Raw genomic sequence first — 12,826 nt, 5'->3', positions numbered from 1 at the left:
GAGGAATAATGGTGACGAAGGAGAAATTGAATGACTTTGCAATAGTGATTAAAATGAACATATGGTCAGAGAGAGGTGAATCCGTTTGAATATTATACAGAGAACAAGAACGTATTGGCTTCCACTTATTTCATTAGCTATTCCTGCGATGATGGAAAGTTTGCTTCAAAGCATTGTCGGATTTGTCGATTCTTTATTTATTTCCAAGCTCGGCTTAGCTGAAGTAGCTTCCGTAGGGATGGCAAATGCGATCTTGCAAATTTACTTTGCCGTCTTTTTAGCGACCGGCACTGCTGCAACAGTACTCGTTGCTACATATACAGGAGCTAATGATAGCCAAAAAGTCAAAAAAGTGATTTCTCACTCCATCATATTAACGATCGTCATCGGAATAGCATTTGGGATCCTTTCATTCTTTTTCGCTGAACATATGTTTAGGTTAATGGGGGCGAACGAACATGTATTACAAACAGGAATCGTTTATTTTCAAATCGTCGCAACGCCATCTATTTTCATATCTATGATGTTCACATTAGGCGCGATCGTTAGAGGGACTGGCGACACAAAAACGCCTATGCGCATCGGCTTATGGATGAATGGAATACATATTGTCCTTGATTATATTTTCATCTTTGGCGTATGTTTTGAAGGGCTCGGCATCATAGGGGCTGGAGTCGCTACTGTTTTCGCACGTATATTTGGTGTCATTTTACTATTTATTCATCTAAAAAAGAAACAATTGCTCGTCTTTTCAACGAATATGTGGGAGTTTCAAAAAAGTGTTATGCTACAATTCGTTCGGTTAAGCATCCCTTCTTCTATGGAACGATTATTTATGCGATTTGGACAAATCATTTATTTTGGCATGATCGTACGCATGGGGACAGAAGTTTATGCAGCGCATACGTTAACGGGGAATTTTACTTTATTTTCATCCATTGTCGGAACAGGTTTAGCAACAGCAACAACAACACTTGTTGGCAAAAGCCTTGGAGCAGGTCAATACAATGAAGCAAAGGCGTATAGTTTGATTTCTATAGTTTGTACTTCGGTGATGATGACGGGCGTAACTTTCCTTCTATTTTTAACATCACCATTGACAGCACGTGCGTTTACACATAACGAAACAGTTATTTCGCTAATCGTTGCTGTTCTGGGCGTTGATACAATCGCCCAGCCAGCAACAGCGATCGTTACGATACTAACGTCTGTTTTACAAGCCAATAAAGATGCTAAATTTCCAATGTACGTCACAGCCTTTGGCATATGGGCAATTCGAACCGTCGGAGTTTACATGTTAGGCATTCATTTCGTGTTAGGGCTTATTGGCGTATGGCTATCTATTGCGATCGATAACTATGTGAGGGCGGCTCTGTTATACTGGCGGTATCGGTCGCTAACGTGGAGTGGGGGGAATCGTATATGTTAGGAAGAGAGCGGGAAATTAGCAACATTGGTCCGAGAAAGGCATTATATTGTTTAACTACAAATTGTCAGAAGGGGTGCTTGTTTTGAAACAGTTACAACAGCTAATCATTGAATTTTGCGATGCACGTAACTGGAAACAATTCCACAATCCAAAAGATTTAGCCATATCATTAAGCATAGAAGCAGGAGAACTGTTAGAAAATTTTCAGTGGAAAAGTAGCGAAGAGGCCATTGAGAGCAGGTTAGAAAATATAAAAGATGAACTAGCAGATGTAGTAATTTATGCTCTTTTACTTTCTGATGCACTTGGGGTTGACTTAGAACGAATCATTTTTGATAAAATAAAGAAAAATGAGAAAAAGTATCCAATTGAAAAATCATTTGGAACCAAAAAGAAATATAATGAGTTAGGATAATAAAACAGAAGACGGGGGAGAAGGAATCGATGATTGTTTATGAAGCGACAAAAGAGGAGTTTTTGCACGATGTATTTGAAGATCAATTAGTACAAAACATTTGTAACAATTTTCGAGAGAAGATTGGACATGTGAATGAGAGAGAAATTCGTGCATGGGACAATTCGATGCAATATATGTATCGAGTACTAAGCGATGATGAAATTCCGAATAATGCAGGTATAGCGATTGAATTTAAAATTCCCCATACATCGAAACGAGTAGATTTTCTTATCTCCGGACTAGACGATCAACAAAATGATTCGGTTGTCATCGTTGAGCTTAAACAATGGGATCATGTAGAAAAAGTAGTAGGGAAAGAGGCTATTGTGAAGACGGTCATGAACAGAAGTATGGTGGAAACGACACATCCTTCATACCAAGCATGGTCTTATGCATCATTAATTCGGGATTACAATGAGAACGTTCAAACTGAACAAATTCAACTTTATCCCTGTACTTACCTGCATAACTATATGCTAAACGAAACTTATGATCCTTTAGTAGACCCTGTATATCAATATTATATTGAGCAAGCCCCGGTATTTTTAAAAGGAGATGCTGCTAAGTTACGTTCGTTTATTAAACGGTATGTCAAATATGGTGACAATAAAGAAAATATTTATAAGATTGAAAAAGGAAGAATTCGACCATCTAAATCGTTGCAGGATTCTCTTAACAACATGTTAAAAGGTAATCGAGAGTTTATTATGATTGATGATCAAAAGGTTGTATATGAAACGGCTCTTCAACTCGCTAGCGAGACGGTAAGAACGAATGAAAAGCACGTTTTGATTGTCGAGGGAGGCCCTGGAACAGGAAAGTCTGTCCTTGCTATTAATTTGCTTGTGGAATTAACAAAACGCCATCTTGTATGTCAATATGTAACGAAAAATGCGGCACCGAGAAAAGTGTATGCTCAAAAGTTAAAACAAGATTTTCGAAAAAGCCACATTGATAATTTGTTTACCAGCTCAGGAAGTTACATAGGCACCCGTTTGAATGAGCTAGATGTGCTTATTGTAGATGAAGCTCATCGATTAAATGAAAAGTCGGGAATGTTCCAAAATCTTGGCGAAAATCAAATGAAAGAAATTATACACGCAGCTAAATTAGCGATTTTCTTTATTGATGAGCGCCAGAGAGTGACATTAAAAGATATCGGTAGCGTGAAAATGATTGAGAAGTTTGCTCCTGAGTATGGAGCAATTATCACAAAGACAGCATTGCAATCTCAATTTCGATGTAATGGATCAGATGGATATTTGGCATGGATTGATGATGTATTACAAATTCGGGAAACAGCGAATGCCGACTATTTCGACCTTCAATATGATTTTAGGGTATATTCCGACCCAAATGAACTTCGTGCAGCAATCGAAAAGTTAAACGAAATGAACAATAAATCTCGTATTGTCGCAGGATACTGTTGGGACTGGAGAAAAGAGGGTAAAAATGATCCGAATGTTCACGATATTATCATTCCAGAACATAATTTTTATATGAGTTGGAATCTAGGAAATTCCGAAACATGGGCGATCGATGAACATTCTGTGAAACAGGCTGGATGTATTCATACATGTCAAGGGTTAGAATTTGATTATGTTGGTGTTATTATTGGTGACGATTTGATTTACAAAGACGGCAAAGTACAAACAGACTACACGAAACGTGCGAAAACTGACCAATCCCTAAAAGGATTAAAGAAAATGATAAAGGAAAATCCTGAAGAAGCATTGAAACAAGCCGACGACATTATTCGAAACACGTATCGTACATTGTTAACAAGAGGGCAAAAAGGTTGTTTTGTATATTGTACGGACAAAGAACTTGAGCGTTATTTAAAAAATCGCCTCCAAAGACTTGACCGCTCATACAAAGAGAATGGATTTACCCAACTATCTATTGTTGCGGAGGAGAAAAGAGGATATTCATGATACGGCGCCTGTCATGCCAAGGTAATCATACATTAAATATGAGTGATGAGTTTCGACCTTGGAAGCAAGCGATTTTGCATGAAATAAACCATTACTTGCAGCACTTGCCGATTAAAGATGCGACGAAAAAGAAAAGAGTACAATTAAATAAGCAAGTGTTTTTTGGTGAAGAGTTTCGCCAGCTTTGGGAGCGAATTAAATATAAGACGGTCTACTCCGTTCAAATCGACAGCGATCAACTCATTCAAAAAAGCATAAAGAGCATTCAAAACATGCCGCGTATTGAAAGAATTCGTATTATCAGCCGAAAAGATCAATTGGCGATTGACCGCGTGGAAGGAGTGCAGTTGGAAACCGTCAGTGAGCGAGTGGAAGACTATGTTACCGCTCACCATACGTTGCCAGATATTATTACCGAACTGCAAAACCGTACGAATTTAACGCGAAAAACGATTGTGGAAATTTTGACGGGCTGCGACCGTCTCGATGACTTTAAAAACAATCCGCAAAAGTTTATGGAAGAGGTCACAAAAGTCATCCAGCGCGAAATGAAATTGCTTTTAAAAGACGGTGTGAAATATTACAAAATCGGCGACGATGCATATTATGCCGTCGAGCTGTTTGAAAATGAAGAGCTGCTTGCGTATTTAAACAACAACGCGATTCGTAGTGAAAAATCGTTGTTCGATCATATCGTCTACGATTCGGATATCGAAGCGAGTTTTGCACAGCGATTCGAAAGAGACGAAAACGTCAAAGTATATGTCAAACTGCCACATTGGTTTAAAATCGACACGCCAATCGGTGCATACCATCCCGATTGGGCGCTTGTCGTCGACAAAGATGGCGAAGAAAAACTATACTTTGTGCTTGAAACAAAAGGAACCGACTGGGAAGGCGGGCTCTGTCCAGAAGAAGCAACAAAAATCGACTTCGCCCGCAAACACTTACAAGCGATTCATACAAACGTCGAATTCATCGGACCAGAGAAAGATGTAAATGAATTTATGCTCCGAACAATGAATCGATAGAACCGATTAGACAGGAGTTGATAAAACTTCTGTCTTTTTTAATTTTTCGAAAAATTTTGATAGTGTTGTTTGTTGGATTTTGTTATAGTATTTGTGTATCTGTAAACAAGATAGAGGTGTTTAGTAGTGCTAAAAGATATTGTATTATCTGTTACAAACAATATTCCCGCCTGTTTTCAAGGGTTTCAACTAAAGACAAACATGAAAGGAAAGCTACAACAAATCCGATTCATTCCTAAACACCGCCATATCATCGTCAAAGTCGTTTACAAAATTAGTATTCCAGCAAACAAACAAGATCACAACAGATACATCAGTATTGATTTAGGATTAGATAACTTCGCAACCATTGTGAACAACGTGGGCAAACAACCGATCGTGATCAATGGTAAAGGTCTAAAATCCGCCAATCAATATGACAACAAACAAATGAGCCATTATCGCAAAGTAGCGAAACAAATGAATGGACTCGATTGGACAAAACGAATGAGCAAAATGACAGAAAAACGAAACCGCATCGTCGAAAATTTTATGCACCAAGCGAGTGCCTTTGTCATGAAACATGCGTTGTCTTTAGACTGCGATACGATTGTGGTGGTGATGAATAAAGATTGGAAGCGTGAAGTCAATCTCGAAAAGCGTACGAATCAAGCGTTCGTTCACATTCCGTATCACACGTTTCTTCATCAGTTGCAGTACAAAGCAGAACAGACAGAAGAAAGCTATACATCCAAATGCAGTTTTTTAGACATGGAAGAAATCAAAAAGCAAAAACAATACAAAGGAAAACGAATCAAGCGTGGACTGTTTCAATCTGAAAACGGAACGCTTATCCACGCAGATGTCAATGGGGCATATAACATCATGAGAAAAGTATTCCCAAAGGCGTTCGCCAATGGGATAGCGGGTGTGGGGTTACACCCCATCCGAGTACATGTCGCTTAAACGACGTGGACGGATAAACAATTTTATTAAAATCTTTATCATATATTTTATAGGTTTTAATAAAATTGATAACCTATAAGCAACTATCTACAACAGGGGGAATAAGAAATGAAAAATTTTTTTAGGAATCATCCGATATTATTCGCGATCTTTATTTTAATTGCATCGCGAATTGTAGGTTTGGGGGTAGTGAGCTTAATTAAATTGTTTCAACCAAACATTGATATCATAAAAGAACTTGGTTGGCTTATCCAAATGCTTTTCGCTACCACTTCGGTTGCACTTGTTTATTGGTCAGGAGATATGAAAGGTAATGGTTTAACTAAACCTGTATCAAAAAAAGAATGGTTATTATGGATACCGCCGCTCGTTCTTCCAATTTACATTTTAATTATTCTTGGCTTTAATGTAAGTGGATTTTCAAACATGTTCGTTTTAATGATTTCAGCGTTGTGTGTAGCGATAAACGAAGAAATTGTATTTAGGGGGGTATTGATAAAAGGCTTCCTTCGCTTTGGTACAAAAATCACGCTTTTTGTACCTTCTATCATTTTTGGTCTTATTCATTTAGGGAATATTTTAGTTGGCGGAGATATAAAATTCGGTATATTTCAAGCCCTTTGGACAGCAGCCGCAGGAATAGCCTATACAGCTTTGGTTCTTCGAAACAAAAGTATTTTACCTGCGATTGTGTTTCACTTTATATTAGATACTACAGAGTATTTCGCAACAGGTGAAAATGGTGTACATGAACTTGAATTTTCAACAATGACTTTAACAATTTTCTTATTCTTGACCATTTTATTTGCTATTTATGGTTTGATTATGTATAAAAGTAAGCGTCAACCTCTTCCCATCTAGCTTTACCTTTACATCCATGCGATCATTTCTTTTGATACCGTGCCTGCCATGCCTCGAAGTAATAACTTTAAATCATAGTGTTGATTTTGAAACATATGTGAAACTATCGGAGGAAGAAGAACAACAATTGCGAAACGAGATGAGTGAAATGCAAACGAAAGAAAAAGAACAAGTGTTAGAGTTAATCATTTCGTACGAGAAAAAAGTGTTAGAAAAAGGCTTGAAAGAAGGTCTGCAATAACAAGATCGCGAAAAAGATGCTAGCAAAAGGCTACGATGTACAGACAATTCACGAACTGACGGAGTTGTCTTTGGAGGAGATTGAGATGTTGAAATGACATGGTGCTCTTCCTCTTTCTTAAACATGATCTTATATTAACAAAGGGGGTCACTCGGCTCCCTTTTATTGTGTATGTGTGTGCCAATAATAAGGAAAAATCCCCCTTACGTAGCAATACATACTCAAAATTTATCCATCAGTTTCTACAATATTCGACAATATTTTCTGCTTTCTTTCCGTATAATGGGATTGGGATATTTGATTTTATGGGGGGATCGAAGTGACAGCAATTTGCAAAGCAGATTATTATTATGGTGCACTTCTTTCTGCATTAGTGAATGGAGGATTGGCACCAGCATTGTTTGAAAAAGAAAATGAAAGTAGACAAATTTACACGGTTACAACAAATAAAGACGATTACATCATTTATGCAAAATATCATACTACCCCATCTGGCTCCGAAGATTTTACATGGTCTTTCACATTTAGTGACAACGAAATACAGGAAATTATAAATGTGCATGAAAATCATTCAGATAAAACGCTAATTTTTGCTTTTATTTGCGGTCAGAAGCAAGTAAGTGACAATAACCAAATTATCGCCATTGTTCGTTGGGACGAATTCGTTGCATGTGTGGATGTAAATAAACAGCAATTTCGTGGAACACCTCGGTTATCAGTGAAGGTCGTAAAAGGATCCCCGCGTTTTCGCATTTACGGAAGCAAGCGTGCTGATCTACTTGATGGTAAAGACAATACGATTAGAATTGAACGAAACCGATTAAGAGAGTTATAAGCACGATGATTGTCAACGAATCAATGCACGGATGACTATTCATCATAAGGGGTGATTGGTTAGATGAATCAATACTATATAACCGAGTGTATCGCAAACGAAAATGCAAGCAACATTCCACTTCATATTTATACTGTATCTTTATTAAACCCGAACCAAAAATACTCGTTTGCTCATCACATTGTTTATGAGTTAAGAAAGAGGAATCCTAATGTGACCATTGCTGCTCACGGCCAATATATTGCATCGTTTCAAGAGATCACTCATTGGGGTGATCATGAATATATTAAACATGAGTACCGAGCAATAGAATGTTTCAATGCCGCAGAAAGAACGGTATTGGAAAGGTTATTGAAACAAGAGTTAATAGAACGATGCAAAAACGACTATAAAATTTACAAAGATTTGTTTTGTTTGAAAACCGAACAATCGATTGAAATGAACGAAATTATTGTTTACCCGGCTATTTACTTATCTTTTACAGTTGAAGAGAACGGAAATATATTGATCGGCTTTGAATATCAACATCGTTTTGAATATAAAAAAACATTAGAAGACTTACTTCGTGATCGATCTCCACTGATCAAAGAAGGGGTGGAAGTCGTTGATTCATACAATAAAAAATCATACTACTATACTTTTGTTGAGGTGGCTCCGTATACAGCTGGAGAAAAAAGCCCGTATTTACAACAAAGTGTGATAGATTATTACATAACAAAAAATGAAAAATGGAAATTAAAAGGTGTTCATAATAAGACACCTATTGTGCATGTCAGATCACAAACCGGTGATATTTTTCCATACTTGCCTCATTTATTACGTCTCACTTGTTCGTATGAACAATTGATGCCATCAACCGCGAAGCAAGTAAATCGTATCATTAAGTTGCCACCGAATGAGAAAATGCCGAAACTTTATCAAGAGATATTTCGTTTGTTGCAATATCAGAACATGTTGACTTTCAGAAAAGAAAACGTTCGGGCGGCAAATCTTAATTATGATATTTTTAATCTCTCCTCACCGTTAATGGAATTTGGTCGAGATTATAAAACAACGAAAGTGTCTGATGGTTTAGGTCAAGCTGGTGTTTATGAGCCGAAGAGTGTCACCGTTAGCTATTTTGTTGATCCAGAATTAAATTACGATCAAAGGAAGAAAGATGAAATATTGGATTTTACAAAGAAATTACAAGATTTATCTGAAAAGCTAGGTGTAAAGTTAAATGTCTCGAAAAAACCGCGTCAGTTATTTGGAGTATTGCCTGTCGATTTTTTCAAAAGTGAGCGTCTTTCGTTCGAACTAAAGTCGATCGCTGATGCGTTCGATGGGACTGTTATTGTCATTGGAACGGAAGAAAATATTGATCGAGCATATATGGCAATTAAACGAGAATTTGGTGCGAAAGCAGATATAATGACACAGTTTGTCATATTTGATTCGTCAGTTGTAAAAAATTTGTACTATCAATATAATGTGCTACTAGGAATTTACGCAAAATCGGGAGTTCAGCCGTGGATTTTGTCAGATGAGATGAATTCAGATTGCTTTATCGGTTTAGATGTCAGTCATGAACATGGCAAACATGCTTCTGGGATTATTCAAGTGATCGGAAAAGACGGGCGAATGATCAAACAAAAATCAGTCATGACTGCTGAAGCTGGTGAAACGATTGCCAATCGTACAATGGAAGAAATTATAGATGAGAGTATATTTAGCTATGAGAAAATGTATGGAATGAAGCCAGCTCATATTACATTTCACCGCGATGGCGTATGTCGCGAAGATTTAGATCATTTAACACGGTATATGCAGTCATTCCAAATCCCATTTGATTTCGTTGAAATTATTAAAAGACCGCGAAGAAGAATGGCTGTATACACAAACGGACGTTGGTTTACTGTGCAAGGATTATGTTATGCGAAGGAAAGGATGGCTTATTTATGTGCAACTGATCCAAGAGAATCTGTAGGAATGGCGCAAGCTGTAAAGATTGTTCAAAAGACGCAATGTTTGTCTATTCGGGATATCGTTTCAGATGCATATAAGCTATCATTTATGCACATCCATTCTATGCTGAAAACACGTTTGCCAATCACCGTTCATTATGCTGATTTAAGTTCAACCTTTCATAATCGAGGGTTGATCCATCCACGTTCAGTCCATGAACAAGCGTTGCCGTTTGTGTGAGGGATAAGTATTCATTGTTTTATACGGTTGGTTAATTTTGTTTTAAATGGATATATTCTCACAAAAGTGAAGTTTGCTAAATACATGAAGAAAAATAAGTTAACTGCATGTATGTTTAAATTTAAATCAGTGAAGGATGAGAAGAACATGAGGATTGTACCGAAGCACTTAGTGGCTGTCTCTGGTTATATTGTAAATGACCGGAAGTATTGCTTGTAAAAACACATTACCGTTCCGATACATGGGAACTTCCTGGTGGACAAGTCGAAGAAGGGGAGTCTTTGCATCATGCATTGGTAAGGGAAGTATATGAAGAAACAGGATTAAAAATAGTACCATTAGGAGTAACGGGAGTATATTACAATGCTACAGACCATATATTAGTTGTTGTATTTCGTGCGAAGTATGAAGAAGGTGAATTGGACATTCAGCCTCAAGAAATAAAGGAGGCAAATTTTTTTCTGCTAAATAATAAAAACGTTTCAAAATATATAACGAGACCTCATATCGCTTCACGAGTACAGGATGCGATGAAATGTAATTGTTTAGTACCGTATGAAGCATGGGAAGTGTCACCATTTCGAACGATAGGAAGGGTGGGCGTATAACCGAACCTGTTTGTCACGCCTATTTCCAAGATTATGATCCGAAATCACTTGAACGGTTAGGTGAAACAGAACAGTTAGAGTTGTTTTGAGTATAGGGAAAAAACAAGCTATTGTCTTTTTATTTCGAATAACATGGAGGAAAAATATATGTATCCGAATTATCGAATTTCTGTTGAAGTGATTGTATGGCACGATGGAAAAGTTCTTTTAACAAAACGTGCAGAGCATTGTAAGGTAGCTCCGAATGTATGGAACGTTCCTGCTGGAAAAATTAAATATGACGAAATTCCCGTCCAAGGTTTGTTTCGAGAAGCGAAAGAGGAATTGAATATGGATGTAGAATTGATAGAAGAACTATTCGTTCGCAATTTAAAAAGCAAAAGTGGTGACGAAGATATATATCGGGTTGTTTTTACGTATCTTGTCAAACCAAAAAATGATGATATTTCTTCACTTACACTGAACGACGAACATTCTGAATTTGCTTGGGTAACGAAAGAAGATCTAAACGATTGTAAGTATGAAACGCTTCATGACGATATACGACACATTTTAGTGACAAAAGTGTTTATGTAAGTCGATGTGAAACCACCTCTGCGATTTATAGGGGTGGTTATTTTTGGTTCATTGAGCGAAACTTTTGCTTTTCTTTATTTCTTCCTTTTTAATGAAGTTACGAAATATTTTTTGTAGAGGATAGGAGAGGAACAAATGAAAATTCAATCGATTGAACCGACACCAAGTCCAAATACAATGAAAGTATTGCTCGATGAAGAGCTTCCATTTGGCACAAGTTATAACTATAAACCTGCGCAAGCTGCACATTCGCCTGCCATTATCCAGCAATTGCTGCAAATTGAAGGCGTGAAAGGTATTTACCATGTCGCTGATTTTTTAGCTATCGAACGGCATGCAAAATATGACTGGAAACCGATTTTAACGAAGGTGCGCGAAGTATTTGGGGAGCAGGTGGATGAAATCCAAGATAATGAACCTGTACGCAACGAGCATTTTGGTGAAGTGAAAGTGTATGTGCAAATGTTGTATGGCTTACCGATGCAAGTGAAGTTAACGGACGGTCACGAAGAGAGACGAGTTGGCTTGCCACAGCCGTTTGTCGATGCGGTGTTAGAAGCGCAAAAACATGCAGGGAATATCGTCATGGAGAGAAAATGGGTCGAAAAGGGCGTTCGGTACGGAACGTTTGAAGAAATCGGTGCTGACGTTGTTGAGGAGTTGTCTGCTGCTTATCCACCGGAGCGACTTGAGAGGCTCGTGAATATGTTTAAACAAGGCGAACAGGCGAAAACGCAAAAACGAACAAGTGTTCAAGTGACAGAACAAATGCTAGAGGATCCAGACTGGACGAAACGATATGCGGCGTTGGAACAAATGGGAGAGCCAACGGAAAACGATTTGCCTGTGTTGGCAAAGGCGTTAAAAGACGAAAAAGTCGCTATTCGTCGCTTAGCGACTGCGTATTTAGGAATGATTGGCGGAAAAAATGTACTTCCATATTTATATGAAGCGCTAAAGGATCCAGCCGTTTCTGTGCGTCGTACAGCCGGCGACTGTTTGTCTGATATTGGTGACGTGGAGGCCATTCCTGTGATGGTCGAAGCGCTAAAAGATGCAAGCAAGCTTGTTCGCTGGCGTGCCGCGATGTTTTTATATGAAAATGGCGATGAATCCGTTTTGCCTGCGTTAAAAGAAGCCGAAAACGATCCGGAATTTGAAGTAAGCATGCAAGTAAAAATGGCAATTGAACGAATCGAAGGTGGCGAAGAAGCGAAAGGATCCGTTTGGAAACAAATGACGGAGAGTAGAAAGGGATAAATACTGAGATCCAGATAGAAATTTGAAAAGAACATAGAGAGGGGAACGAGCATGAACATTGTTGTCAAACGGCTTGATCATGTGCAAATTTGCATTCCGATCGGTGCAGAAGACGAAGCGAGGGCTTTTTATACGGGGGTGCTCGGTTTTACCGAAATCGAAAAACCGGAACCGTTGAAAGCAAGCGGTGGGCTTTGGTATAAAGTTGGCGATATAGGACTGCATATTGGTGTTGAAAACCGTGAAGGATATCGAAGTAAAAGCCATCCCGCGTTTGAAGTCGAAAATATTGAAGCAGTACGACGTTATTTGGAAGAAAAGGGTGTAATGACGAAAGACGAAAAAGCCATTCTAGGTGTTGATCGCTTCTCGTTCCTTGATCCGTTTCACAACCGAATAGAATTTTTGGAGAAACAGCGAGGGCAATAGTCCTCGTTGGATGTTGCCGATAAGTTGTGACAG

The 12,826-nt window shown here is 38.1% G+C and carries 10 protein-coding genes and 3 pseudogenes; all 13 read left to right on the top strand.

The window, feature by feature from the left end:
- Positions 1-85: 85 nt before the first annotated feature.
- On the top strand, positions 86-1,429 hold the full coding sequence (locus HNR43_RS03750) for an MATE family efflux transporter (protein WP_246346239.1): 1,344 nt from the start codon (positions 86-88) through the stop codon (positions 1,427-1,429).
- 82 nt (positions 1,430-1,511) lie between these two features.
- Complete coding sequence (locus tag HNR43_RS03745) at positions 1,512-1,844, top strand: nucleotide pyrophosphohydrolase (protein WP_183241432.1); 333 nt, start codon at positions 1,512-1,514, stop codon at positions 1,842-1,844.
- Positions 1,845-1,873: 29 nt separating this feature from the next.
- Positions 1,874-3,820, top strand: a complete 1,947-nt coding sequence (locus tag HNR43_RS03740) for a DUF2075 domain-containing protein (protein ID WP_183241430.1) — start codon at positions 1,874-1,876, stop codon at positions 3,818-3,820.
- Between the two features lie 23 nt (positions 3,821-3,843).
- A pseudogene (locus tag HNR43_RS03735) lies at positions 3,844-4,851 on the top strand (restriction endonuclease); the annotation flags it as partial.
- 126 nt (positions 4,852-4,977) lie between these two features.
- The gene (locus tag HNR43_RS03730; protein WP_343055724.1) at positions 4,978-5,796 is read left to right on the top strand and encodes an RNA-guided endonuclease InsQ/TnpB family protein; all 819 of its coding nucleotides are present in this window, start codon (positions 4,978-4,980) and stop codon (positions 5,794-5,796) included.
- Between the two features lie 108 nt (positions 5,797-5,904).
- Positions 5,905-6,657, top strand: coding sequence for a CPBP family intramembrane glutamic endopeptidase (locus HNR43_RS03725; RefSeq protein WP_183241428.1), 753 nt, complete (start codon positions 5,905-5,907; stop codon positions 6,655-6,657).
- 85 nt (positions 6,658-6,742) lie between these two features.
- Positions 6,743-6,995 (top strand): annotated as a pseudogene (locus HNR43_RS03720) (DUF4351 domain-containing protein); the annotation flags it as partial.
- Positions 6,996-7,217: 222 nt separating this feature from the next.
- Positions 7,218-7,733, top strand: coding sequence for a hypothetical protein (locus HNR43_RS03715; RefSeq protein ID WP_183241426.1), 516 nt, complete (start codon positions 7,218-7,220; stop codon positions 7,731-7,733).
- Between the two features lie 63 nt (positions 7,734-7,796).
- Positions 7,797-9,920, top strand: a complete 2,124-nt coding sequence (locus HNR43_RS03710) for a Piwi domain-containing protein (protein ID WP_183241424.1) — start codon at positions 7,797-7,799, stop codon at positions 9,918-9,920.
- A gap of 111 nt (positions 9,921-10,031) precedes the next feature.
- A pseudogene (locus HNR43_RS03705) lies at positions 10,032-10,528 on the top strand (NUDIX hydrolase).
- A 147-nt stretch (positions 10,529-10,675) separates the two neighbouring features.
- Complete coding sequence (locus HNR43_RS03700) at positions 10,676-11,104, top strand: NUDIX domain-containing protein (RefSeq protein ID WP_183241421.1); 429 nt, start codon at positions 10,676-10,678, stop codon at positions 11,102-11,104.
- A 135-nt stretch (positions 11,105-11,239) separates the two neighbouring features.
- Positions 11,240-12,364 carry a virulence factor gene (locus HNR43_RS03695; RefSeq protein ID WP_183241419.1) on the top strand — a complete coding sequence of 375 codons (1,125 nt, stop codon included), beginning with the start codon at positions 11,240-11,242 and terminating at the stop codon, positions 12,362-12,364.
- A gap of 51 nt (positions 12,365-12,415) precedes the next feature.
- Positions 12,416-12,793 carry a VOC family protein gene (locus tag HNR43_RS03690; RefSeq protein WP_183241417.1) on the top strand — a complete coding sequence of 126 codons (378 nt, stop codon included), beginning with the start codon at positions 12,416-12,418 and terminating at the stop codon, positions 12,791-12,793.
- Positions 12,794-12,826 lie beyond the last annotated feature (33 nt).

The sequence above is a fragment of the Anoxybacillus mongoliensis genome, assembly GCF_014201515.1.
In the GTDB taxonomy this organism is placed as follows: Bacteria; Bacillota; Bacilli; order Bacillales; family Anoxybacillaceae; genus Anoxybacillus; species Anoxybacillus mongoliensis.
This window is presented reverse-complemented; position numbering and strand designations above follow the sequence as displayed.

Excerpts from the sequence above, each read along its gene's own strand:
- HNR43_RS03740 (WP_183241430.1), top strand. The coding sequence starts at position 1,874 with ATGATTGTTTATGAAGCGACAAAAGAGGAGTTTTTGCACGATGTATTT.
- HNR43_RS03725 (WP_183241428.1), top strand. The coding sequence starts at position 5,905 with ATGAAAAATTTTTTTAGGAATCATCCGATATTATTCGCGATCTTTATT.
- HNR43_RS03710 (WP_183241424.1), top strand. The coding sequence starts at position 7,797 with ATGAATCAATACTATATAACCGAGTGTATCGCAAACGAAAATGCAAGC.
- HNR43_RS03700 (WP_183241421.1), top strand. The coding sequence starts at position 10,676 with ATGTATCCGAATTATCGAATTTCTGTTGAAGTGATTGTATGGCACGAT.
- HNR43_RS03695 (WP_183241419.1), top strand. The coding sequence starts at position 11,240 with ATGAAAATTCAATCGATTGAACCGACACCAAGTCCAAATACAATGAAA.
- HNR43_RS03690 (WP_183241417.1), top strand. The coding sequence starts at position 12,416 with ATGAACATTGTTGTCAAACGGCTTGATCATGTGCAAATTTGCATTCCG.